This is a genomic window from Seonamhaeicola sp. ABD4_340 (genome assembly GCF_056312135.1).
On the sequence record NZ_CM149981.1, the window covers coordinates 2,717,206 to 2,742,239 of the forward strand.

The following is a 25,034-nucleotide window of genomic DNA, read 5'->3' on the forward strand; positions in this document are numbered from 1 at the left end:
ATTTAGTTTATATATTAGTTATAATAGTTTAGTTTTTCAATTTTAACTACCAGTAATTTAGCAAACTTAATATTCATCTATCAAAAAAGGTATGAGCAAAACACCAAAAGATAGAGCAGCTACTTCAGAAAAGTTTACAAAGTTAAAAGTAACTAATCCACCAAAAAATAGTGTGGGTTTTGGCGCTTTAAAATCTGCAGTAACCCAGGTTTCAAAATATATGAAACCATCTGATGCTCTTAAAATTTCATCAAAAATAAATCAAAAAGGCGGGTTTGATTGCCCTGGTTGTGCATGGCCAGATCCAGACGATGAGCGTTCCGCTTTAGGCGAATATTGTGAAAACGGTATGAAAGCCATGGCAGAAGAAGCTCAGAAAAACACTATTGGAGCCAATTTTTTTGCAAAACATGCAGTTGATGAACTATCTGAATGGTCAGATTTTGAAATTGGTAAATCAGGAAGGTTGGCAGAACCTATGTATTTAGCTGAAGGCGCTACACACTATCAACCAATTTCTTGGGAAGATGCTTTTAATAAAGTTGGAGACCATTTAAACGCTTTAAATTCGCCCGATGAAGCCGTATTTTACACTTCAGGAAGAACTACAAATGAAGCCGCTTTTTTGTATCAGCTATTTGTTAGAGAATATGGTACCGCTAATTTGCCAGATTGTTCAAATATGTGCCATGAGGCTAGTGGTAAAGCACTTTCAGAAACACTTGGCATAGGTAAAGGGTCTGTTACTTTAAACGATTTGTATAAGGCAGAAGTAGTTATGGTTGTGGGGCAAAATCCAGGAACCAACCACCCAAGAATGCTTACAGCGCTTGAAAAATGTAAAAATAATGGCGGTAAAATAATAACTATTAACCCGTTAAAAGAGGTTGGTTTAATGAAGTTTACCAACCCGCAAAGTCCGTTAAAAATGTTATCTGGTGGTACAGAGTTAACCGATGTTTTTGTACCTGTTACTATTAATGGCGATGTTGCTTTTTTTAAAGCTATTCTTTTAAAACTACTAGAAAAAGAAGAAACTACGGGCAATGTATTTGATAAATCTTTTATTGAAGAGTACACCAGTGGCTATGATGCTTTTATTAAAGATTTAAGACAATATAATTTTAACGATTGTTTAAAGGCTTCGGGTGTTTCAAAAGAAACATTTAATGCCGTTTTTGATATAATTTTAAACAACAACAAAATTATTATTTGTTGGGCAATGGGCTTAACACAGCACGAAAATGCTGTTGATAATATCCGAGAGTTGGTTAATTTATTATTATTAAAAGGAAGCATAGGTAAAGAAGGCGCAGGAACATGTCCGGTGCGTGGGCATTCTAACGTTCAGGGCGATAGAACTGTTGGTATTTGGGAAGCTGCACCACAAGCTTTTTTAGATAAAATTGAAGCTAAATACGGCTTTAAGCCAACAACAAAACACGGTTATTCTGTTATTGATGCTATTGAAGGCATGTATAAAAAAGAGGCTAAAGTATTTTTTGGCTTAGGAGGTAACTTTATTTCGGCAGTGCCAGACACTAATTATTCTGCACAAGCACTGGCCAATTGTAATTTAACGGTGCATGTAAGCACAAAGTTGAATCGTTCTCATTTGGTTACCGGCAAAGAGGCGTTAATTTTACCATGTTTAGGAAGAGCAGAAAAAGACTATCAAAAAACGGGCGTGCAAACCCAAAGTGTAGAGAATTCTATGGGTGTTGTATCTTCAACTAAAGGTATTTTAGAACCTTGTTCAGATAAAATTATTAGTGAAGTGGCTGTTGTTTGTGGTATTGCCAATGCTACCTTAAAAAACCGTTCAAAAATAAACTGGTTGGCCTATAAAGATGATTATGCTTTGGTTAGAAATGATATTGAAGAGGTTGTTGATGGTTTTAAAGATTATAATACTAAATTAAAACAACCTTCAGGGTTTTATTTACCTAATGGTGCTCGTGTAAGGCAGTTTAAAACTAAAACAGGTAAAGCTAATTTTAGTGTAAACAAATTACCTCAATGGCAATTAGAAACAGATGAATTAGTAATGATGACAATACGTAGTCACGATCAATTTAACACCACCATTTATGGTTTAGATGACAGGTATCGTGGTATTTTCAATGAGCGTCGTGTTATTTTTATGAATAAAGATGACATGAAAGCACGCGGACTTGAAGAGCAGCAAGTAGTGCAATTACAATCAACATTTAAAGGTGTTGTACGTACTGCAAATAATTTTAAAGTTGTTGGGTATGATATTCCTAAGCATTGTTGTGCTACCTATTTTCCTGAGGCCAATGTGCTTGTACCTTTAGATAATTTTGCTCATACAGCTAAAACACCAGCTTCAAAAAGTATTGTAATTACAGTACATGCCAACTAAAATGTAATTTCAGAAAAAAATATAATAGCAATTTTGCTTTATAAATAATTTAAAAGCCTTCAATTTATCAAATTGGTAATAATTGAAGGCTTTCGCAATTTTCATATCCTATTTTGAATCAAAATTAAGTATAATTACTTAGTTTTGTTTTAAAATACTTAGATATGAAAAACATCATTGTTGTTGGTAACGGTATGGTTGGTTATAAATTTTGTGAAAAGTTTGTAGCACAAGAAAATGCAAAGAATTTTAAAATAATCATTTTTGGTGAAGAACCAAGACCCGCTTATGATAGAGTTCACTTAAGTGAATTTTTTGAAAATCAAAACGCTAAAGCCCTTGAAATGGCACCAGCAACATGGTATGCAGATAATGGTATTGAATTAATAACAGGTGAACGTGTTGCCGATATTAATAGAACCGAAAAAACAATTACTACAGCTAAAGACCGCGAGTTTACTTATGATTATCTTGTAATGGCAACGGGTTCTTCGCCTTTTGTACCGCCTATTAAAGGTGTTGAAAAAGAAGGTGTTTTTGTATATCGAACCATTGAAGACTTAGAGGGTATGTTAGCTTACGCAGCTAAGTTAAAAGTAGAAAAACCAAATGCTAAAGCCGCTGTTTTAGGAGGTGGTTTGCTTGGTTTAGAGGCTGGTAAAGCAGTTTTAGATATGGGCTTAGAGCCTCATATTGTTGAGTTTGCTCCTAAACTAATGCCTAGACAGTTAGACACCCGAAGCTCTCAAGTTTTAAAATTGAAGTTAGAATCTATAGGTTTAAATATTCATTTAAGTAAAGCTACCAATCAAATTTTAGGTGATAAGTTTATCACAGGTATGGAGTTTGGTGAAGATGATGTTTTAAATGTTGATATGCTCATTGTTTCAGCCGGTATTCGTCCAAGAGATGAATTGGCTAAAGCTTGCGGATTAGAGGTTGGTGTTCGTGGAGGTATTGTAGTTGATAATACTATGAAAACTTCAGATGATAGTATTTACGCCATAGGCGAAATAGCACTTTACAACCAAATGATTTACGGTTTAGTGGCTCCAGGTTATGACATGGCAGAGGTTGCTGTACAACAAATTATTGGAAATTCTGAAGTAAAAATGGCTGAAGAAATAGACATGTCTACCAAACTAAAATTAATTGGTGTAGATGTGGCTAGCTTTGGTGAACCATTTATGCCTGCTTCAAAAGGGCATTCTATAATTTTTGAAAATAAAACAGAGTATTTATACAAAAGAATCAATGTTAGCTTAGATGGGAAATCGTTATTAGGAGGGATTTTAGTTGGTGATGCTTCAGATTATAATATGTTGCATCAAATGTACTTGAATGGAATGGCTATTCCTGAGAATGCTGCCCAACTTATTTTACCAGCAAGTGATGGTGCATCAGCTTTTGGCGATGTAACAGATTTACCTGATGAAGCTCAAGTATGTTCATGTGAAAGCGTAACAAAAGGACAAATATGTGCTGCTATTGAAAACGGCGAAGCTACTGATGTTGCAGGCGTTGTAAGTTGCACCAAAGCTGGCACAGGTTGTGGTGGTTGTAAACCCATAGTGACCGATTTAACCAATGCTACCCTAAAATCTTTAGGTATTACGGTTAAGGAAGGTGTTTGTGAACATTTTGATTTAAGCAGGCAAGATTTATACCAAATTATTAAAGTTAAAGGTTACACAGCGTTTAATGAGGTTTTAGATAATCACGGAAATGGTGGTCATGGTTGTGAACTATGTAAACCATTGGTAGCCTCATTAATGGCAACAATAAATGCAGATACAGCCAATAAAGAATATGCCATTCAAGATTCAAATGATAGATTTTTAGCGAACATTCAACGTAATGGTACTTACTCGGTTGTACCGCGTGTTCCTGGTGGAGAAATTACACCAGATAAGCTCATTGCACTTGGAGAAATTGCAAAAAAATACGATTTATATACCAAAATAACAGGCGGTGTTCGTATAGATTTATTCGGAGCTACTTTAAACCAATTACCTTCAATTTGGAAAGAATTAATTTCACATGGTTTTGAAAGTGGTCATGCCTATGGTAAATCGCTCAGAACGGTTAAAACTTGTGTAGGTTCAACTTGGTGTCGTTATGGTATGGATGAAAGTGTAAGCTTTGGTATTGAACTAGAAAATCGCTATCGCGGAATTAGAGCACCTCACAAAATTAAAGGCGGCGTATCTGGATGTATAAGAGAATGTGCCGAAGCTCGTGGTAAAGATTTTGGTTTAATTGCTGTTGAAGGTGGCTGGAATTTGTACGTAGGAGGAAACGGTGGCGCAACACCACGTCATGCCGAATTATTAGCAGAACAAATTGACAATGAAACGGTTATTAAATACTTAGATAGATACTTAATGTTTTACATGCGTACTGCCAAACCATTACAGCGTACAGCTGCATGGCAAGAACGATTAGAAGGTGGTTTAGAGTATGTAAAAGAAGTTGTAATTGATGATAAACTTGGTATTGCCGAAGATTTAGAAAATGAAATGCAAACCTTGGTTAATAAATTTGAATGTGAATGGACACAAGCTGTTAATAATCCTGAAATGATGAAACGTTTCAACCATTTTGTTAATAGTAAAGAAGACGATGATAATTTGGTATTTGTGCCAATGCGCGAGCAAAAAATGCCAGAACCTTGGAAATAATTAACCTTCAAAAAAATGAAAACATGGAAACAATTCTAGATACATATAAAACCACAAAAATAGAAGCGGTAAACGTTTGGTTTAAAGCAGCATCGGTTAATGATTTTCCTGTTGATGGTGGCGCTTGTGTTAAATATAAAAACAAACAAATAGCCGTATTTAATTTTGCAAGATTGGGCAAATGGTACGCTTGTCAAAATGTTTGTCCGCATAAAATGGAAATGGTATTATCACGCGGTATGATTGGTGATGATAAAGGCATACCAAAAGTAGCTTGCCCATTACACAAAAAAACATTTTCATTAGAAAATGGTGAAAACTTAAATGGTGATTTAGAGGCTATAGCCACATATCCTGTAAAAATTGTAGGTGATAATGTGTATATTGGTTTTACAGAGTAGGTAAAATTTCTAAATAAAATTTAGGAAACCTAGTTGTAAAAAACATAAATTTTTAAAAGAATTTAAAATTACATACTTGTGTTTAATATTAAAATGTTAAATACGTATCTTGGCTACTAATATTAAATATTCCTTGAAAATATGAAGCCAACCAGATTTGAAACTGCCATAGCATTAATTGATAAAAAAAATTCTGAAGATGTAAACACTTATCAAGTAAGCGGTATGAATTACCCAAAAGAATTACTGTATTCACAACGCATGACGCGTAAATTGCTACAATTTGAGCCCAATGCATCAAAAGCACTACAAATTGCAGCACGTGCACAACATATTTGCAGATGGCAAATTGCCCGTGATGAATATCCAATGGATAGAGTTGGCTATTTAAAATGGCGCGAAACTTTAAAGAAAATGCATGCTGAAATCACATCAGAAATACTTAGCAATGTTGGGTATGATGCACAGTATATAGAAAGAGTTTCGCAATTAATAACAAAGAAATTAATTAAGAAAAACGAAGAGTCTCAAACACTAGAAGACACTGTATGTTTGGTGTTTTTAGATTATTATTTTGAAGAATTTGCTGCAAAACATGAAGATGACAAGGTTATTGATATTCTTCAAAAAACATGGAAAAAAATGTCAAAAAAAGGACATGAAGCAGCTTTAAATCTAAATTTTTCTGAAAAAAATTCAGAGCTTGTAAAAAAAGCAATTCAAGGTTAATATTCAACGTATGGCTAACAACCAAAATGCTTTAGATCAAAGAACTTTTGAGCGCTTAAGGCGTTTATATATTATAGCGCTTAGTACCATTGCGCTGTCTGTTATTGTTAGTCAAATTTTAATAAAAAAGCATTTAAAAGATCAAGAAAGCGACTCTAGAATAATAAATGTGGCAGGTAGGCAGCGTATGCTTAGTCAAAAACTTACTAAAGAAATTTTAGCGCTTTCCGCAGAAAAAAATAGCCTTAAACAAGAGGCAATTAAAGATGGTTTAAAACAAACACTACAACTTTGGGTAAACTCACACAACGCGCTACAAAATGGTAGTGATAGTTTAGGTTTACCAGGTAACAATAGCAAAGTTATTATGGGCATGTTTAATAAATTAAGCCCAACGTTTAAAACAATAAAAAACGCTTCAGAAAATATAATTCATCAAATAGAATCTTCAGCATTAACAAACACGGCATTTTTCACAAAACAAATACAAAAGGTTACACAAAGTGAAGGCTTTTTTTTGGTGCAAATGGATGGTATTGTAAACCAATATGATAAAGAGGCCAAAGCCAAAGTTGCATGGTTACGCAAACTAGAAACCTTTTTAATGGGGTTTACGCTAGTACTTTTGTTAGCTGAATTTTTATTCATTTTTTGGCCCACAGCAAAAACAGTAAAAAAGAGTATTTCAGAGCTTATTTTAGCAGAAGAAAAAGCCAAAGAAATGGCCTTTAATGCCGATGTTTTAAGTGAAGCCAAAGAAAAATCTATTAAAGAATTACGGGCTTTAAGTCATGCCATGGATGAAACTTTGCTGTTTGCAAGAATTTCTCCAAACGGGCGCGTTCTTCACATGGGTAAAAAGTTTTCAAAGCTTTTTAAATTGAATAAATTTAACTCAGCCGATAGTTTTGCTAAAGTGATTTCTAACATTGAAACCGAACAGGAAACCATAGAAAATTTAATAAACAAGTATAAAAAAATTGGTTGGCAAGGAGAAGTAAAAGCTACCACTAAAGATAATTCAGATACCTGGTTAGAGCTTTCTATGATACCGTTTAATCCTACCAATGAGCGTTCAGAATTACTCATTATAGCCTCTGATATCACAAAACGAAAAGAAGGTCAACTTGAAATAGAACGCCTTACAAAGGCAAGTTTTGAGGAGAAAATGAACCAGCAAAAAATTGTATCGAGTAAAATTATTGAAAATCAAGAAAAAGAACAAAACAGAATAGCTAAAGATGTGCACGATGGCATTGGGCAAATGCTTACAGGTTTAAAATATAATTTAGAAAGTATTGATAGTAATGATGTTGAAAAAACAGCGGTTAAAGTAGAACATTTAAAAGCGCTTACAACCAACATAATTAAAGGTGTGCGTACCGCTACGTTTAATTTAACACCACCAGAGTTGGCAGATCATGGTATTGTGCCCGCATTAACAAAGTTAACCCAAGAATTAGCTAGATTAACAGGTAAAGAAATTTTACTTTTTAATAAAACCGATTTTAATGAAAGATTAGATTCTTTAACCGAAATAAATATTTATCGTATCACCCAAGAAGCTATTAATAATGCTATAAAATATGCCAATTCTTCGCACATTATAGTATCCTTGTCTAGTAGTAAAAACATGTTAAGCATTGTGGTTGATGATAATGGTAAAGGCTTTGAACCTTCAAAAATTAAAAACATAAAAAATGGTGATGGTGGTATGGGGTTAACTTTTATGAAAGAGCGCATAAAATATATAAACGGACGCTTATTTATAAATTCAGAACCAGGAAGTGGCACACGTATAACATTAAATATTCCTTTGAATTAAACTAGCCAAACAGTAATAAAAAGTTAAAACAATGATGTGAAATATAAAATTAAGTAGATACGTATAACTACTTAAAATTTGTATTTTTGCCACACAGAGTAATAAATTATGGATGTAATAAAGGTTGTATTAGCAGATGATCATGCGTTGGTAAGAGATGGTATAAAAGCGCTTTTAGAAGATCAAAAAGGTATTAAGGTAATTGCTGAAGCATCAAACGGTATAGAAGCTTTGCAAGTTATTAAAACCAATAAGCCCAATGTACTTATTGTAGATATTAGAATGCCCGAAATGAATGGGATTGAAGTTGTGAAAAACATATCAGCTAATTATAAAAATATAAAAACATTGGTGCTTTCTATGCACGATTCTGAAGAGTACGTAGTACAATCTATTCAATCTGGAGCCGATGGTTATTTACTTAAAGGGGCTAGTAAAGAGGAGTTTTTAAAAGCATTAAATAAAATAGCTTCTGGTGGAAAATATTTTACTGGCGATGTTTCAGCAATTATAATGAATAATTTTGTTAACGGCACATCGGCAGCTTCACTAAAACAAAATACAGAGGTTAAACAACTACCTTTTAAATTAACAAAACGCGAAAAGCAGATACTTGGTTTGGTTTTAGAACTAAAAAACAATAAAGATATAGCTGAAGAGCTTAACATAAGTAAAAGAACTGCTGAAGTGCACAGGTTTAACTTAATGAAAAAATTAGAAGTTTCTAATTTAAAAGAACTTACCGAAAAAGCCAAGGAATATCAGTTGGTATAAAATTGCTTTATTAGTAAAATTATATGGTTTTCGTTACAACCATTTTAATGAATTTGTAAATTTTGCTTTTGTAAATTATTAATCTCATAAATATTATTAATTACGTATGCTTTGAATGCTAAAATTAAGTAAAAATACTTAGTTTTGTGTTGAAAAATTACGTAGTCATGATAAATATTCAAGCTCAAAAAGCAACAAAACTGTCGCTTTTCAACCTTAAAAACGTTTCAATACGTACATTCTGTATTACCGCAATATCATTCTTCATGTGTTTTTTATCATGGTTTGTTTTAGTGGTATTAATGTCAAATGTGTCATTATCATTAGTTAATTTAGTTTCTAAAAGTTGTTTTTTAATTGGTTTTATGGTTTTGATTACTAGTGTTTTGGATTTAAAAATTAAATTTTCAAAAGTAGAAGATACTATTAATAACGCTTCGCAAAGTAAAAACAAAAATTTAGCTGAAGGTTTACAGCCAATAAAAATAAAAAGTAAAAAAACATCCTGGGTTTTTAGTATTAGTTCAGGTTTCTTTGAGAGTGTTATTCCCGCAAAATACAATTATAGCCTGTAAAGCGGGAATAACAAAAAGAAAATACGTAAGTATTAAATACGTATTTCTGAAGCAACTTTTTTAGTCAAAATATAAGTTTAAGGGGTGTTTTTAAAACTATTCGTAATTATTAAAAATGCCTTTTACAAGTTAAAAATATTAGTTTAAATTTAAATAAAAACACTGCTGTTTATGGTTAAAAATGAGGTAAAAACAACGTGCTCTTACTGTGGTGTAGGCTGTGGTATTATTGTTAAAAAAGACAACAATAATAAAGTAGTTGTTGAAGGCGATAAAAACCATCCTGTAAATAAAGGTATGTTATGCTCTAAAGGCAGAAATTTACATTATGTTGTTAATGATACTTCAGATAGAATTTTATACCCAGAAATGCGTTGGAGTAAATCACACCCTTTAGAGCGCGTATCTTGGGATACAGCCTTAAATAGAGCTGCAAGTGTTTTTAAATCTATAATAAAAAAACATGGGCCAGATAGTGTAGGTTTTTATGTGTCTGGGCAAAGCTTAACTGAAGAATATTATATAGCCAATAAACTTACAAAAGGGTTTTTAGGTACTAATAACATTGATACTAACTCAAGGCTTTGTATGAGTTCTGCTGTAGTTGGTTATAAAAAAGTATTTGGTGAAGATAGTGTGCCTATTAGTTATGCCGATATTGAATTGGCCGATTGTTTTTTAATTACAGGCGCAAACCCAGCATGGTGTCATCCTATATTATTTCGCCGTTTAGAAAAGCATAAAGAAGAAAATCCTGATGTAAAAATAATTGTAGTTGATCCTAGAAAAACTGATACAGCAAGTTTTGCCGATTTACACTTGCAAATTTTACCAGGAACCGATGTAGTACTTTACAATGCCATTGGCCGAAGATTATACGACCAAGGTTTAATAGATGAAGATTTTATAAAAAACAATACTGAAGGTTTTGCAGCATACAAAGCACAAATATTAGCCACAAGAATTAGTAAAGCTGCTAAAATTTGTGGTATTGAAGAAAAAGAAATAAAAAAAGCAGCCGATATTATTGGGCTATCAAAAGGGTTTATAAGCATGTGGGCTATGGGGCTTAACCAAAGTGTGGTTGGTGTAAATAAAAACATAGCCCTTTTAAACCTATCTTTAATTACAGGGCAAGTTGGTAAACCGGGTTCTGGCCCGTTTTCATTAACGGGGCAGCCTAATGCCATGGGCGGACGTGAAGTTGGCGGTATGGCAAACCTTTTAGCTGTTCATAAAGATTTAATGAATGAAGAACACCGAAGAGAAGTAGCACAGTTTTGGGGTGTTGAAAAAATTAACCCAAAGCCAGGTTTAACGGCTACCGAAATGTTTGATGCTTTAGAATCTGGTAAACTTAAAGCCATTTGGATAGCGTGTACAAACCCATTAGTAAGTTTGCCAAACATAAACATGGTAGAAAAAGCTGTTAAAAATGCAAAGTTTGTGGTGGTTCAAGATATTTCGCATAAATCTGATACTGTTAAGTTTGCAGATTTAGTTTTGCCTGCAGCTGGTTGGTTAGAGAAAGAAGGTACTATGACGAATTCTGAACGTAGAATTTCATATTTACCAAAAGAAATTGATCCGCCAGGGGAAGCTAGACCCGATGTTGAAATTTTTTGCGATTTTGCACAACGCATGGGCTTTAGAGGCTTTAACTATGGTTCTGCAGAAGAAATCTATGATGAATATTGCGCCATGACCAAAGGCACAAATATTGATGTGTCTTACTTAAATTATGATAGATTAAAAACCGAAGGCACGTTTCAATGGCCTGTAAATCAATACAGGCACGGTGGTACTCCTAGATTATTTCAAGATAAAGTGTTTTTTACACCATCAAAAAAAGCCATTTTTAACGTACCAACAACTTTAGAGAATACCTCAGAATTACCAAACCCAGAATACCCGTTAATACTCACAACAGGTCGTGTTAGAGATCAATGGCATACCATGACAAAAACAGGTAAAGTAGCGCGTTTAAAAACGCACTATTCAAAACCTGTTTTAGAAATTAACCCGGTTGATGCGTATTTAAATAAAATAAAAGATGGCGATATTACTGAAATTACTAGCAGTAACGGTAAAGTAAGGGTGAGGGCTAAAGTAACCGATGCTATTAAAAAAGGCGTAGTATTTTTACCAATGCACTGGGGCAAGCAATTACAAAATGATTTAAACCGCGCTAATAACTTAACAAATACACATGTAGACCCGGTTTCAAAAGAACCCGATTTTAAATTCACACGTGTTAATGTTTCAAAATATGAAAAGCCTAAAGAAAAAATTATTATTGCAGGAGCAGGAGCAGCGGCTTTTCGTTTTATTCAAAATTACAGAGAGCGCAATAGTAAAGATGAAATTCATGTGTTTTCAAAAGAATCTAATTTGTTTTATAATAGAGTTTTGCTACCAGAATATGTTACTGAAGAATTAACTTGGGAACAACTTCTTAAAATAAAAAAACAAGAATTAAACAAACTTAATATAGTACTTCACCCAGAAACATTAATTACTAAAATTGATAAATTACAAAAAAAGGTAATAGACAGTAAAGGTGAAACACATACATACAACAAGCTTATTTTAGCAACCGGTAGTAGGGCTTTTATACCTAAAGATGTACAAATAGATTTGCCAGGGCGTTTTACCATGCGAAATAAAACAGATGCAGATAAATTTAAAGCCTACTTAGATGCCACAGGTTTACCACCCGAAGAACAATACGTAGCCATAGTTGGCGGAGGTTTATTAGGCTTAGAGCTAGCAGCAGCACTAAAGCATAAAAATTTAAAAATAACCATTATACAAAGAGCATCACGTTTAATGGAGCGCCAATTAGATAAAGTTTCTAGTAAACTACTAGCTTTAGATGTGCAAGAACGTGGTATTCAAATTTATTTTGATAATGAAGTTAGTACTGTTTTTGATGATGAAGATACAGGTGAATTAAACATTAGTTTAAAAAGTGGAAAGATATTTACCGCTAATGCCATTGTATATGCCATAGGTACTAGACCAAATATTGAAATAGCTAAAGAAAACGGCATAAAATGTAGCAGGGGTGTTATTGTAAATCAACATATGCAATCATCAAACCCTGATGTTTTTGCCATTGGTGAAATTGCCGAATTTAAAAATCAGTTATTTGGTATTACATCAGCAGCCGAAGAGCAAGCAACAATTCTTGCTAATTTTATTGGTGGCGATGTTAGCAGCACCTACAACGGTTCTGTTTTAATGAATATTTTAAAGTTTAATGATTTAAACTTGTGTAGTATTGGTGAAATTAGCGTGCCAGAAAATGATCCAACTTATGAAGAAGTTGTGTTTACAGACATATCAAAACGTTATTACAAAAAGTGTATTGTGAAAGACGATTTGTTGGTAGGCGCTGTATTAATGGGCGATAAAAATGAATTTGCAGAGTTTAAAACTCTTATTGAAAGTAAAATTGAAATGTCTGAAAAGCGCGACACCTTGCTTAGAGGCGCTTCAAATAATAAACCCGTAATAGGTAAATTAATATGCTCTTGCAGTCAGGTTGGTGCAGGTAATGTAGAGGAAGCTATTGCAAAAGGCTGTACAGATTTTACAGAGCTTTGTAAACAAACAGGCGCAGGTTTAGGTTGTGGTAGTTGTAAAACTGAAGTTAGAGAAATACTTCAAAATTCTAAAGTATTAAAATAATTATGCAATTAAACAGACTTATAGTTAAAGGCGGTGTGTTGTCTCCAGGTGAGCTAAAATATATTTGTGAATGTGTTGAAGCTATTGGGTTAAAATCAATTTCATTTGGGTCGCGTCAAGATATTTTATTACCCAAAAAAGCTACTGAAGAAAAACTTAGCGGCTTTGATAAATTAAAAATAGTATCGCAAGAAGAAACAGGTGTGTCTAACATCATGTCTTCATACGTATCAGCCGATATTTTCCCAAATACACAATGGTTAACAAGTGATAAGTACTTGTATATTTTAGAACTTTTCAGATCTAAATTACACTTAAAAGTAAATATAACAGACCCCAAACAGCGTTTAGTACCTTTATTTACAGGACATATAAATTTTATAGCATCACAACATGAAGACTATTGGTATTTATACATAAGATTACCAGAATGGGAAAAGGCTAAAATGTATCCGGCACTAATTTACAGTTGGGATATGGGTAAAATAGTTGCAGCCATTGAAAATGTTTTGCAAGAAGAACCAGAAACAATTGAAACTATTTTTGAGCTGGTTAGTGATGCTGTAGATTCTAATAACCGAACTGTAGATAAACCACTCGAAATATCTTTTCATCCGTTTCCGTATTATGAAGGCATGAACAAAATAGGTATGGATAAATACTGGTTAGGTTTGTATTGGAGAAATAATAAATACGATATTTCTTTTTTAAAAGAAATGTGCGAGTTATGCCTAGAAAATAAAATTGGTAAAATTTCTATTACACCCTGGAAATCGTTCATAATTAAAGGTATACCAAGATCATCAAAACTAATTTGGGAGAAATTTTTGGGTAAACGTGGTATTAATGTACGCCACTCTATGTTAGAACTTAATTGGCATATTCCGGCCGCAAATAAAGAGGCTTTAAATTTAAAAAAGTATTTGGTATCTAATTTTGATCAAAATGATATTAGTACTTACGGTTTAACTTTCGGAATAACAGATTATGCTAAAACATCGCACTATTTTACGTCCATAGTTATTGAAAAAAATAAACAACCAGCACCTATAGGAGATTTTAAAATTAGAGATACTTACAACCTTTTGTACGCTAAAAATTTCGATCCTAATACACGCGCATACATTATGCATGTACAAGATGTTGATAAAGTTGAATTACCCGGGCTTTTAATGGAATTAAGCCAATTATATTTTGAAGATTTAGGCTCAGAAAAAGAAACTTTAGAAACAAAAAAAGTACCCAAACAAATTACAGAAGAGGTTTACCAATGCACATCATGCTTAACGGTTTACAACCAAAAATATGGAGATGTTACACAACATATTGCTCCGTTAACCCCTTTTGAAAGTTTACCTGAAACATATTGCTGTTCACTTTGCGAAGCACCAAAATCTAATTTTCAAAAGAAAGAATTAGTAAAACAACTATAACAATAGTGCGGTTTTTACACATGCCTCTTAATGGTTTTTCCTTTAAATAATAATGGTTTTTTAAATTGGTAGCAATTACCATTCGTCGACACTTATCTGCATTCTAACAACCTAAAGCATCGCTTAAAAGAAAGTAGGCTTCAACATTAAATCTAGTAATATATTTTTACGCTGATAAATAATATATGGTATGAAAAATTTAAATATTTTACTAGTTGAAGATGATATGATTGAGGTTATGAAATTTAACCGCGTGCTCTCGGCGCTTCAACTTAATCATAAAATTATTGAAGCTAACAATGGGGAAGAAGCTTTAAAAATTTTAGAGGACAAATCAGATTTACCTGACATAATTTTGTTAGATTTGAATATGCCCAAAATAAATGGTATTGAATTTTTAACCATTTTAAAGGAAGATGAGTATTTAAAATATTTACCCGCTATAATTTTAACTACATCTAGCAATGATAGAGATTTGCTAGAATGTTTTAAACTAGGTATTGCAGGCTATGTTTTAAAACCTTTAAAGTACGAAGATTACATGAGTAGCATTGAAAAACTTTTGGCATATTGGAGTATTAACGAATTAAAAAAGAAATAAAATGAAAGGTATTGTGTTTTCTGAGTTTTTAGAACTTGTAGAAGATAAATTTGGTTTAGAAATGGTAGACCAAATTATTAGTCAGTCTAAACTAGAGTCTGGAGGTGTATACACATCTGTAGGAACTTATGATTTTTCTGAAATGCTACAATTAGTAACAAACCTAAGTAAAAACACAGGTATAGCAACAGATGATTTGCTACAAGTTTATGCAGAGCATTTCTTTTCTGTATTAGAAAACAGTTATGGCGATTTATTAAAAAATTACAAAAACCCAATAGAAATGCTATCATCTATTGAAAGCCATATACATGTTGAGGTAAGAAAAATATATCCAGATGCGGAGCTACCTACCTTTGAAGTTTTAGAAAAATCTAGTAATAAATTAGTAATGATTTATAAATCTAGTAGAGCCATGCATAGCTTTGGTTTAGGCCTTATGAATAAAACTTTCGAGTATTTTGATACCAAAGCAAAAATTGAAGTTGAAAAATTAAAAGAAGACGGAACAGAAGTTAAGTTTTTAGTTAATAAGTACTAGATGACCCCAAACAGAATCGAAATACTTGAACGTGCTTTATCTAGAGAAAAAGCAGCAAGAAAGGCAGCCGAAAAAATATTAGAACAAAAAGCCGCCGAACTTTATAATGCCAATAAAAAACTAGAAAAATCATACCTTGAATTAGAAGCGCTTTTAGATAAAACTGACTCACAATTACAAGGCGTTTTTGAAAACATTGTTGATGCCTACGTAATAATGGATTTAATGGGTAACATTTTAAAAATGAATGATGCCGCCGTAAATTTATTAGGGTTTGATGATCAAAACGTAAACGCTAACCTTTTAGAGTTTCCTATAGCTGAAGAGCAAGAAGTAGTTTCTCAATCTTTTAAAACCTTGTTAAAAGAAGGAGCCGTAACAGATTTCATCATAAAAATAAAAACAAATAAAAATGATATAAAACTAGTACACATAAATGCTAGTATAATTTATGATCAAGGCATTCCCGTTGCAGCACAAGGTATTGTAAGAGACGTAACTGAAGAGCGAAAAACAGCCTTATTAATAGAAGAACAAAAAAAGGAACTAGATGCTATTGTTCAAAACTCATCATTGGGTATTGTACTTGCTCAAAATTTTAAAATTATAAGAACCAATGAAGCTTTTCAAAGGTTATTGGGCTATACTGAAGAAGAATTATTAGAAAAATCAATTAAAGATATTGCTGATAATTCAGATGAAGAGCAAGTAAAACAATACGTTTTAAAAATGCAATCTGGCGAAATTGATAATTTTGTGCTTCATAGACGATATATAAGAAAAAACGGATCTGTTTTTTGGGCAAAAACCAGTGTTGCAGCTGTAAGAAATAGTGATGGTAGTGTAAAATACAGGCTGGGTTTAGTTGAAGATATTACCTCTGAAAGAGAACGCGCTTTAATACTTGGCATGGTAAATGAAATTACCAATGCCATTTTAGGTAAAATTGATATTTACGAAATAGCCAATGTAATTACTTCTAGAATTGCCGAATATTTAAATACAGACTATTGTATAATTTATTTAGTTAATAAATATGGTGATTATATTGAGCCAATTGCAGGCTACGGTGTAGATGCTGAAAGCAGAGAGAAAAACTTAGAAAGTGCTAAATTTCCTATAGAGCAAGGTGTTGTTAATACTGTAGTTAAAACAGGAAAGCCAATACTCACAAAAGACGCCTCTTCAAACAGTAAGTATGTGTTTTCAGGCAAACAATTAAATTCAAAAATAACAGTGCCAATTGCTAATGAAGGCAAGGTTATTGGTGTAATAGATGCCAGACATAGCAGTAAAAACTACTTTACAAATAAACAATTGCAAACCATAGAACGTATTGCAAGTTTAGTGGCAATGCAGCTAAAAAGCGCCATTAATTTAAGAGAAAAACAGCGTATAGAATCTAAAAACGAAGAACTTTTAGAAAAATTAGCAAAAAGTAATGATGAGCTACAAGAATACGCTCACATTGTGTCACATGATTTGAAGTCGCCATTACGCAGTATTAACGCTTTGGTTACATGGTTAAAAGAAGATAATGTTGATAAACTAGATAATGTAAGCCTTCAAAATATAGCACTTATTGAAACCACATTAGAAAAAATGGATCAATTAATTTCTGATGTTTTAGAATACTCAAGTATTGGTAATGATGATGATGAATTAACCGATGTAAATTTAGATACGCTTATTTCAGATTTAATTAAAATAATGTACACACCAGAGCATATTAAAGTTGAAATATTAAATAAATTACCAACTGTTAAAGGTGATAAAACCAAATTACAGCAAGTATTTCAAAATCTAATAAGTAATGCCATTAAGTTTATTGATAAACCCGAAGGTTATGTAAAAGTAGCTGTTGAAGACGTTAAAACACATTATAAATTTTCAATACAAGATAATGGTATTGGTATTGATGAAAAATACCACTCAAAAATATTTAAAGTATTTCAATCTGTAAACAAGCGAAAAGATTCCTCAGGTATTGGTTTATCAATAGTAAAAAAAGTAGTAGAGCTGCATGAAGGAGACATTTGGTTAACTAGTAAACTAAATGAAGGGACTACATTCTTTTTCACAATAAAAAAATAAAAGATGAAAGTTGTACAATTAAAAAAATATAAAGAAAAAGATTGGGAAGCCGTAACACCTTACATGGAGCTAAAACAGCCCTTAGTAATGGTTTTTGGTAATCGTTTTGAACTAGAAAACCCAAAAATTTACAAAGCAATTTCCAAAATGTTTCCAAAAGGGCACATTGTATTTGCTTCAACTAGTGGCAATATTACAACAGCTTCAGTTGAAGATGATTGCTTAATAATTACAGCCATAGAATTTGAAAAAAGTACCTTCAAAATAGAAACAATAAATTTAAACGAAACCAAGTTAGATAGCTTTCAAGCAGGTGCAAGTTTAGTAAATAAACTACCTAAAGAAGGGTTGAAAAATATTATTGTTTTATCTGATGGTAGTTTTGTAAACGGCAGTGAATTAGCTAGAGGCATGAATTTTGCAGCCGATAATAATGTATTAATTACAGGTGGTTTATGTGGTGATGATGCCAGGTTTGAAAGAACCTTAGTATCATACAACGAAAACCCTAAAGATGGCGAAATTGTAGCCATTGGTCTTTATGGTGATACTATTGATGTATCATCATCTATTGAAGGTGGTTGGAAGCCCTTTGGGCCAGAGCGAGTGGTAACAAAAGCAAAAGGAAATATATTGTACGAATTAGATAATAAACCGGCTCTAGATTTATATAAAAAATACTTAGGCGATAAAGCAAAAGATTTACCAGGAGCAGCATTATATTACCCTTTAGGTGTAAAAATAGAAACTGATGATCAATCGTACGTAAGGACTATTTTAAATATAAATGAAGATTACAATGCCATGATTTTTGCGGGCGATGTGCCAGTAAATTCAAAAGTACAACTCATGATGTCTAATGTTGATAATTTAATACATGCCTCAGAACAAGCAGCAAATAGAGCATTAGAGGGCAGAGTAAATAAACCGCAATTAGCATTATTGGTAAGTTGTATTGGTAGAAAAATATTATTAGACCAAAGAGCTGTTGAAGAGTTAGAAGAAGTAAAAGAAATTGTTGGAAACAACGTTTATGTAACAGGGTTTCATTCATACGGTGAAATAGCACCGTTTAATGATGAAAACATGTGCCAGTTGCACAACCAAACCGTAGCATTAACATTAATAAGTGAATAATGAATTCATTATTAAAACATCAAGTTAAAAAATATTTAAGTGATAAAAATGTATCAAATGAAGATTTGATGGCGTTTTTAGATGCGGTAAATAGGTCGTATGATAACTTTGATGAACAAATATTAATGCAACAAAGAGCCATGGAAATTAGTTCAGAAGAACTTTTTGAAGCTAATAAAAACTTAAAAAAAGAAACCGAAATACAAAGCAACCTCATTGATAAGCTTAATAAAGTTATTGAAACTTTAAATTTCACAGGACCTTTAGAAACTTCGCAAAAAGCATTACCATCAACAGAAAATTTAGATGGTATAAAACTAGCAGAGTTTATAGAAAAGCAAACCCAAGAAATAGTTGAAATGAACCAACAGCGCGAAAAATTAATGGGTGAGCTAGAACGCCAAAATGAAGAGCTAAGTAACTATGCTTACTTGGTGTCTCATGATTTAAAATCACCGCTTCGTAGTATTGATGCGCTTACAACTTGGTTAAATGAAGAAACAAATGGAAACGAAACCAATAATAAAGCTCAAAATTTACAATTAATTAGAGCCAATGTAGAGCGTATGGATAATTTAATTACAGGTATTTTAAATTATTCAACCGTTAATAAAACAGATTCTCAAGTAGGTGTTTTAAATACTGATGCGTTTGTGAAAGATATTGTTAATGATTTTTCTGTACCTAATCACATAAACATAAAAGTAGTTAATAAATTACCAGAAATAGAAGCCGATAAACCTAGAATAAGGCAACTTTTTGAAAGTTTAATAGGCAACGCTATAAAGTATATTGATAAAGAAAAAGGCTTTATAGAAATAGGCGCTAAAGAAGAAAGTTTGCACTGGCAATTTTATATAAAAGATAACGGTAAAGGTATTGAAAAAGCGTATTTTGATAAAATTTTCAAGCCCTTTCAAAAATTAGAAAACAACCCAAGCGCCACAGGAATAGGTTTATCTATAGCTAAAAAAATAGTAAATGCCTATGGTGGTAAAATTTGGTTAGATTCTACTTTAGGTGAAGGTACTACGTTTTATTTCACATTAAAAAAATAAACCATGGAGCAACCCAATTTATCATACATAAATACATTATCAGGTGGCGATAAAGCTTTTGAAGCTAAATTAATTGGTATTATAAAGCAAGAATATCCAGAAGAGCGAGATGTTTATTTTAATAATTTCAATGCTAAAAATTATAAACTAGCTGCAGAAAATGTTCATAAATTAAAACATAAAATAAACTTACTGGGTTTAGATAAAAGCTATAAAATAGCTGAGAAATACGAGCATAATTTAATTGATAATAGCACTGAAGGTGAAGAAGATTTTGCTAATATTTTACAAACCATAACAAATTTTCTTGATAGTTTATAGCACTTTTTGCAGCAAACACAGTTTCTTCAAATTATAATACATTAATAATTTTCATTTATATTTAATTGTAATATTTTTACAAGCAAAACTATATTTTGTCTTGTTTGGCATGATATTAATATAACTTGAATATAGATAATGATTAGAAAAAAAATTCTAGTTACAGGCGGCGCAGGCTTTGTAGGTTCTCATTTATGCGAACGTTTATTAAAAGAAAATAATGAAGTTTACTGTTTAGATAACTTTTTTACAGGGCAAAAGCAGAATATAGTTCATTTATTAAATAACCCATATTTTGAACTCATTAGGCACGATATTACAAGTCCGTTTTTTATAGAAACCGATGAAATATACAACCTTGCGTGTCCTGCATCACCAATTCATTATCAATACAACCCAATAAAAACAATGAAAACCTCAGTAATGGGGTCAATAAATATGTTAGGCTTGGCTAAACGTGTTAAAGCCAAAATTTTACAAGCATCAACCAGCGAAGTATATGGCAACCCATTGCAGCACCCACAAACAGAAGCATATTGGGGTAATGTAAACCCAATAGGAGAGCGCTCATGTTATGATGAAGGTAAAAGAGCCGCAGAAACCTTGTTTGTAGATTATCATAAATCTAATAATGTAGCGGTTAAAATTGTTCGTATTTTTAATACCTATGGTCCTAAAATGCACCCAAATGATGGCAGAGTTGTTTCAAATTTTGTAGTACAAGCATTAAAGAATGAAGATATTACAGTTTATGGTGAAGGCAAACAAACCCGAAGTTTTCAGTATGTTGATGATTTGGTTGAAGGTATGATTACCATGATGAATAATACACCTAATAATTTTATAGGTCCTGTAAATATTGGTAATCCGGGAGAGTTTACCATTTTAGAACTAGCAAAAAAGGTAATAGAATTAACCAATTCAAAATCTAAAATTGTTTATAAACCAATGCCTTCCGATGATCCTTTAATGCGTAAACCAGATATTACTCTTGCCAAAGAAAAACTAAATTGGCAACCAAAAGTATCATTAGAAACAGGGCTTTTAAAAACAATAGATTACTTTAAAACTATTATTTAAAAGAAAAAACTTGTTAAAACCTGTATAAAATTCGTATTTTTAATTAGATTTATATCACACGCTAATTACTAAAAGATATTTAGAGCCAATTAAACATTAGTTTACCAACATATGAATTGTATTATTATAGATGATGAACAAACAGCAAGAGCTATAATTGCGCAACTATGTACAAATTTTTCTAATTTAAACGTTGTTGAAGAATTTCCTAATGCCATACAAGCCATAAAATATTTAAATCAAAACACTGTAGATTTAATTTTTTTAGATATTCACATGCCAGATTTTACAGGTTTTGATTTTATTCAAACCTTAAAAAATCCACCAAATATTATTTTAACAACTAGTGATTCTAAATTTGCAATAGAAGCTTTTGAATATAATTGTATTGTAGATTATTTGGTAAAACCTATTGAATTACAGAGGTTTAGCAAGGCTATATTAAAAGCGCAGGCAAGACAAAAAGAGGTTGAGCAACAAGATAAAATAATCGCCCAAAAAGAAAAAGAAGAGCGCATTTCTGAAAAAGATTTATATGTAAATATAGATAGGCGCTTAATAAAAATAGATATGGCTAGTATTTATTTAATTGAAGCTAAAGGTGATTATATTAACATTAAAACTGAAAATAAAAACTATACGGTACATTCTACACTAAAAAAAATAGAAGAAAAATTACCAATTGATACGTTTTTAAAAGTACACCGCTCATACGTTATTAACACTAAAAAAATTATTGATATTGAAGATAACAGTGTGTTAATTAAGAAAGATGTAATACCTGTAAGTAGGTCAAACAGACCTGAACTTATGAAGCGCTTAAACCTTTTATAAGTTTATCTTTAAAATACATTCATTCGTCTACACTTATCTTTCATTTACCGAAGTTTACCCCAAAAGAGTCTGCGTTTAAACTAATTTTATGACACCAAATCTAGTGTCATGAAAAAAACTTTACTATTATTACTAATTTGCACAACTTCCTTATTTGCTCAAAGTGAGCCTTTTAACTGCGATTATAACGCATATTTGTTTCAATACAATGATGTGTATGCCATAGACTTAGCCTCGGGTAATGCCTATGTAGTAGCAACCGATGTTACACCAGGAAATATTAATGCAGCTGCATACAACCCAAAAGACGGTTATATATGGGGCTCATTAAGTTCGCCATCAAAAACTATAGTTCGTATTGGTAAAAATTTTCAAACTACAACGTATTATATTGATGAGCTTTCTACAAACGGAAGGTACATTGGAGACGTTAGCGCTTCAGGTATTTACTATTTAAAAGGAGGCGGCGCAACGTATTATGCTGTAGATTTAGATCCTGAATCTGCAAATTTTGGCAAACATCATCAAACGCTTAACATGTCTAAAAGTTTAAATATACACGATTGGGCGTTTAATGCTGTTGATGGCATGCTTTATTCCGTTGAAAAAAATACAAATATTTTATATAGAATAAATGCAGAAACAGGTTCTGTAGTAAGTTTAGGTGAAGTACCAATTTTATCTGGTTTAAACTACACATATGGCGCTGTGTATTTTGATGCTTCTGGCCGTTTTTATGTGTCTGCCAACCAAACAGGAACCATTTATGTTATTCAAAATGTACAAGATTTAACAGGCAGTAATGCTATAAATTCTAACTTATTTGCCTTTGGGCCTGCAAGTTCACAAAATGATGGGGCTAGATGCCCTACCGCTCCCGTTCCACAAGAAGATTGTATAAATGGTATTGATGATGATGGAGATGGTTTAGTAGATTGTGATGATCCATCATGTTCAGGCACATTTACTTGTCCAATAATTACAGCATCTGCATCTAGTGCCAATACAGGTGGTCTAGAAAGTAACAATAGGTTATCTGAAAAAATTAGTAAAAGAAACTTTAACCGAGTAAAAAATAGCTATAAATTTAACGTTAGCACAGCTAAAAAAGTTAAAAAAAGCACTAAATACGGTAAAAAAACAAGTAAAAGCACAGGAGGTTTTCAGTTAGAAGATTTAATTCCTTTAGGGGTAGTAAATGAAGATAGTGCTGTAGAATCATCACCAAATGATTTGATTGATATAACCAATGCAACCAATGTATATTCAGTAGATTATATAAAAGATAATGTTACTGCGGCTTCAATTTTACTTTTAGAAACTCAAAACGGTGTTTATGAGCATACCAAAGTAATTTGTGATAGGTTATTAGGGGCAGAAATTATTTCTGTTTCAACTATTGAAATTAGAGAGCATGCGTTTATAAAAACATTGTTTAAAAATGTTAATGGCGGTGTTGAATTTGTTTTAAGTTTAGCTGCTAAAAATAGTAACAGTGGTAATGATTTTGAAATTGAAAGCCATTGGAATATTGATAAATATGAAAGCGGCGTATCGTACTATAACTTCCAAATTTGGGCAAATTCATTAGATGATTTATACAAGTTAGCCGATGAAGTTTTAAATCTTTTAGAAGTACAAAAACCAATAGTAGGATACAACAATTCTACACCACCAACAGTGTTTATTAAAAAAGGAAAATATCATAATGGTAAATTAGATTTACAAATTGTAAACACAAACAGAACACAAGCTGTTACTTTTGATGCTGGTGTAAGAGCTTCAGAAACTGAAACGGTTAATTATATTTCATCAAACATAGATTTATCTAGCGGAAGCTATATTTCTAATGTAGAAGTAGATGCTGGTACTTTATTTGACGTTGGTTTTAGAATTGGTGATGGTATTGCAACACCCGATGATTTATTCTTATCTGACGGCTCTTGGGGCTATGATGATGCCGATGCCACAGTTACTAATTATGTCGTAGAGCCTAATACATTATCATTTGATGACAACCAATTTGCTATTGAAAGAAACTTATCATTAGAAGCTACAACCAATAATTATGTGGCAGCTTACAGGTCTTTAACCGCTAAATTTAGCCCAGTAAATTTAACTGCTTTTGATACTTTTAATTTTGAAGCTAAAGGAACTGGAAACATGATTGTTAGATTGGTTAAAGAAGGTATTAGCAATTGGGAAGAGCAATATAAAGTAACCATTCCATTAACTAATACATTAACCAATTATAGTGTGCCGTTTAATATGTTTTTATCATCAACAGGTCAAGAGTTTGAAGCAAATGATGTTGTTTCGGTGGTGTTTACCATGTTGGCATATGGTGCCGAAGAAACTAAAAAAATGGATTTAAAGCAGCTTCATTTTTCTCATAGCAGTAGTTTATCTACAAATCAAATGGATGATGAAAATGGCGCTGAAACTCAAGCAGTACCAAACCCAATGCTTAATACAACAAATATAGAGTTTATAGCCAATGCTATTGAACCAGTAACTTTAGATGTTTTTAACCAAGACGGACGCTTAATTAAGCAATTAGAATACACAACAAGTAATGGTAATAACCAAATTAAATTAGACAGAGGAAGTTTAAGTTCAGGATTATATTTCTGCAAAATTAATAGCAAAATAACTACTTATAAAACCGTTAAACTAGTAATAGAATAAGTTAATAGCAACTATTTATTTTATGGTAAAAAAGGCAAAACTTAATGGTTTTGCCTTTTTTGTTATTATACTTTCATAGGTTTTTGAGTTATAATTGCATTCTAAATAAATTTCATATAAGTTTCATTTTTAGTGTTATAACAACATAAAAGGTGTTGTTTTGTTGTGTTTTAAAGTTCAAAA

The 25,034-nt window shown here is 32.1% G+C and carries 18 protein-coding genes; all 18 read left to right on the plus strand.

Annotation, left to right across the window (positions count from 1 at the left end; translation table 11 throughout):
• The first annotated feature begins 91 nt into the window (after positions 1–91).
• The 18 genes from ACYX4H_RS11795 to ACYX4H_RS11880 all read left to right on the plus strand — a co-directional run bounded on the left by ACYX4H_RS11795 (position 92) and on the right by ACYX4H_RS11880 (position 24,851).
• Complete coding sequence (locus ACYX4H_RS11795) at positions 92–2,386, plus strand: FdhF/YdeP family oxidoreductase (RefSeq protein WP_476236471.1); 2,295 nt, start codon at positions 92–94, stop codon at positions 2,384–2,386.
• Positions 2,387–2,550: 164 nt separating this feature from the next.
• The gene (gene nirB / locus ACYX4H_RS11800) at positions 2,551–5,067 is read left to right on the plus strand and encodes a nitrite reductase large subunit NirB (RefSeq protein WP_476236472.1); all 2,517 of its coding nucleotides are present in this window, start codon (positions 2,551–2,553) and stop codon (positions 5,065–5,067) included.
• A gap of 23 nt (positions 5,068–5,090) precedes the next feature.
• Positions 5,091–5,468: a nitrite reductase small subunit NirD gene (gene nirD, locus ACYX4H_RS11805; protein WP_476236473.1), complete on the plus strand. Its 378-nt coding sequence runs from the start codon at positions 5,091–5,093 to the stop codon at positions 5,466–5,468.
• 141 nt (positions 5,469–5,609) lie between these two features.
• The gene (locus ACYX4H_RS11810; RefSeq protein WP_476236474.1) at positions 5,610–6,197 is read left to right on the plus strand and encodes a DUF4202 domain-containing protein; all 588 of its coding nucleotides are present in this window, start codon (positions 5,610–5,612) and stop codon (positions 6,195–6,197) included.
• Positions 6,198–6,207: 10 nt separating this feature from the next.
• Positions 6,208–8,022: a sensor histidine kinase gene (locus tag ACYX4H_RS11815; protein ID WP_476236475.1), complete on the plus strand. Its 1,815-nt coding sequence runs from the start codon at positions 6,208–6,210 to the stop codon at positions 8,020–8,022.
• Between the two features lie 108 nt (positions 8,023–8,130).
• Positions 8,131–8,796 carry a response regulator gene (locus ACYX4H_RS11820; RefSeq protein WP_476236476.1) on the plus strand — a complete coding sequence of 222 codons (666 nt, stop codon included), beginning with the start codon at positions 8,131–8,133 and terminating at the stop codon, positions 8,794–8,796.
• 311 nt (positions 8,797–9,107) lie between these two features.
• The gene (locus ACYX4H_RS11825; RefSeq protein ID WP_476236478.1) at positions 9,108–9,371 is read left to right on the plus strand and encodes a hypothetical protein; all 264 of its coding nucleotides are present in this window, start codon (positions 9,108–9,110) and stop codon (positions 9,369–9,371) included.
• A gap of 171 nt (positions 9,372–9,542) precedes the next feature.
• Positions 9,543–13,064: a molybdopterin-dependent oxidoreductase gene (locus ACYX4H_RS11830; RefSeq protein ID WP_476236479.1), complete on the plus strand. Its 3,522-nt coding sequence runs from the start codon at positions 9,543–9,545 to the stop codon at positions 13,062–13,064.
• Between the two features lie 2 nt (positions 13,065–13,066).
• A complete protein-coding gene (locus tag ACYX4H_RS11835; protein ID WP_476236480.1) occupies positions 13,067–14,497 on the plus strand; it encodes a rubredoxin in 1,431 nt (476 codons plus the stop codon).
• A 190-nt stretch (positions 14,498–14,687) separates the two neighbouring features.
• Complete coding sequence (locus tag ACYX4H_RS11840) at positions 14,688–15,098, plus strand: response regulator (protein ID WP_475295989.1); 411 nt, start codon at positions 14,688–14,690, stop codon at positions 15,096–15,098.
• Between the two features lies 1 nt (position 15,099).
• Positions 15,100–15,639: a heme NO-binding domain-containing protein gene (locus ACYX4H_RS11845; RefSeq protein ID WP_476236481.1), complete on the plus strand. Its 540-nt coding sequence runs from the start codon at positions 15,100–15,102 to the stop codon at positions 15,637–15,639.
• Positions 15,640–17,733, plus strand: a complete 2,094-nt coding sequence (locus tag ACYX4H_RS11850; protein ID WP_476236482.1) for a PAS domain S-box protein — start codon at positions 15,640–15,642, stop codon at positions 17,731–17,733.
• Between the two features lie 3 nt (positions 17,734–17,736).
• Complete coding sequence (locus tag ACYX4H_RS11855) at positions 17,737–18,870, plus strand: FIST signal transduction protein (RefSeq protein WP_476236483.1); 1,134 nt, start codon at positions 17,737–17,739, stop codon at positions 18,868–18,870.
• Complete coding sequence (locus ACYX4H_RS11860) at positions 18,870–19,928, plus strand: sensor histidine kinase (protein ID WP_476236484.1); 1,059 nt, start codon at positions 18,870–18,872, stop codon at positions 19,926–19,928. Before ACYX4H_RS11855 ends, ACYX4H_RS11860 begins: the two co-directional genes overlap by 1 nt.
• A 3-nt stretch (positions 19,929–19,931) precedes the next feature.
• A complete protein-coding gene (locus ACYX4H_RS11865) occupies positions 19,932–20,249 on the plus strand; it encodes an Hpt domain-containing protein (RefSeq protein WP_475295994.1) in 318 nt (105 codons plus the stop codon).
• Between the two features lie 138 nt (positions 20,250–20,387).
• Entirely contained in the window at positions 20,388–21,329 is a 942-nt protein-coding gene (locus tag ACYX4H_RS11870; RefSeq protein ID WP_476236485.1) for a UDP-glucuronic acid decarboxylase family protein, read from the plus strand.
• Positions 21,330–21,440: 111 nt separating this feature from the next.
• The gene (locus ACYX4H_RS11875; RefSeq protein ID WP_476236486.1) at positions 21,441–22,163 is read left to right on the plus strand and encodes a LytR/AlgR family response regulator transcription factor; all 723 of its coding nucleotides are present in this window, start codon (positions 21,441–21,443) and stop codon (positions 22,161–22,163) included.
• Between the two features lie 108 nt (positions 22,164–22,271).
• On the plus strand, positions 22,272–24,851 hold the full coding sequence (locus tag ACYX4H_RS11880) for a DUF6923 family protein (RefSeq protein ID WP_476236487.1): 2,580 nt from the start codon (positions 22,272–22,274) through the stop codon (positions 24,849–24,851).
• The last annotated feature ends 183 nt before the right edge of the window (positions 24,852–25,034 follow it).

What these genes read in the sequence shown, in the direction of transcription:
- ACYX4H_RS11810 (WP_476236474.1), top strand. Translation starts at nt 5,610, where the DNA reads ATGAAGCCAACCAGATTTGAAACTGCCATAGCATTAATTGATAAAAAA.
- ACYX4H_RS11880 (WP_476236487.1), top strand. Translation starts at nt 22,272, where the DNA reads ATGAAAAAAACTTTACTATTATTACTAATTTGCACAACTTCCTTATTT.
- ACYX4H_RS11870 (WP_476236485.1), top strand. Translation starts at nt 20,388, where the DNA reads ATGATTAGAAAAAAAATTCTAGTTACAGGCGGCGCAGGCTTTGTAGGT.
- ACYX4H_RS11850 (WP_476236482.1), top strand. Translation starts at nt 15,640, where the DNA reads ATGACCCCAAACAGAATCGAAATACTTGAACGTGCTTTATCTAGAGAA.
- ACYX4H_RS11835 (WP_476236480.1), top strand. Translation starts at nt 13,067, where the DNA reads ATGCAATTAAACAGACTTATAGTTAAAGGCGGTGTGTTGTCTCCAGGT.
- ACYX4H_RS11795 (WP_476236471.1), top strand. Translation starts at nt 92, where the DNA reads ATGAGCAAAACACCAAAAGATAGAGCAGCTACTTCAGAAAAGTTTACA.
- ACYX4H_RS11820 (WP_476236476.1), top strand. Translation starts at nt 8,131, where the DNA reads ATGGATGTAATAAAGGTTGTATTAGCAGATGATCATGCGTTGGTAAGA.
- ACYX4H_RS11840 (WP_475295989.1), top strand. Translation starts at nt 14,688, where the DNA reads ATGAAAAATTTAAATATTTTACTAGTTGAAGATGATATGATTGAGGTT.
- nirB (WP_476236472.1), top strand. Translation starts at nt 2,551, where the DNA reads ATGAAAAACATCATTGTTGTTGGTAACGGTATGGTTGGTTATAAATTT.
- ACYX4H_RS11815 (WP_476236475.1), top strand. Translation starts at nt 6,208, where the DNA reads ATGGCTAACAACCAAAATGCTTTAGATCAAAGAACTTTTGAGCGCTTA.
- ACYX4H_RS11830 (WP_476236479.1), top strand. Translation starts at nt 9,543, where the DNA reads ATGGTTAAAAATGAGGTAAAAACAACGTGCTCTTACTGTGGTGTAGGC.
- ACYX4H_RS11865 (WP_475295994.1), top strand. Translation starts at nt 19,932, where the DNA reads ATGGAGCAACCCAATTTATCATACATAAATACATTATCAGGTGGCGAT.
- ACYX4H_RS11845 (WP_476236481.1), top strand. Translation starts at nt 15,100, where the DNA reads ATGAAAGGTATTGTGTTTTCTGAGTTTTTAGAACTTGTAGAAGATAAA.
- ACYX4H_RS11875 (WP_476236486.1), top strand. Translation starts at nt 21,441, where the DNA reads ATGAATTGTATTATTATAGATGATGAACAAACAGCAAGAGCTATAATT.
- nirD (WP_476236473.1), top strand. Translation starts at nt 5,091, where the DNA reads ATGGAAACAATTCTAGATACATATAAAACCACAAAAATAGAAGCGGTA.
- ACYX4H_RS11860 (WP_476236484.1), top strand. Translation starts at nt 18,870, where the DNA reads ATGAATTCATTATTAAAACATCAAGTTAAAAAATATTTAAGTGATAAA.
- ACYX4H_RS11855 (WP_476236483.1), top strand. Translation starts at nt 17,737, where the DNA reads ATGAAAGTTGTACAATTAAAAAAATATAAAGAAAAAGATTGGGAAGCC.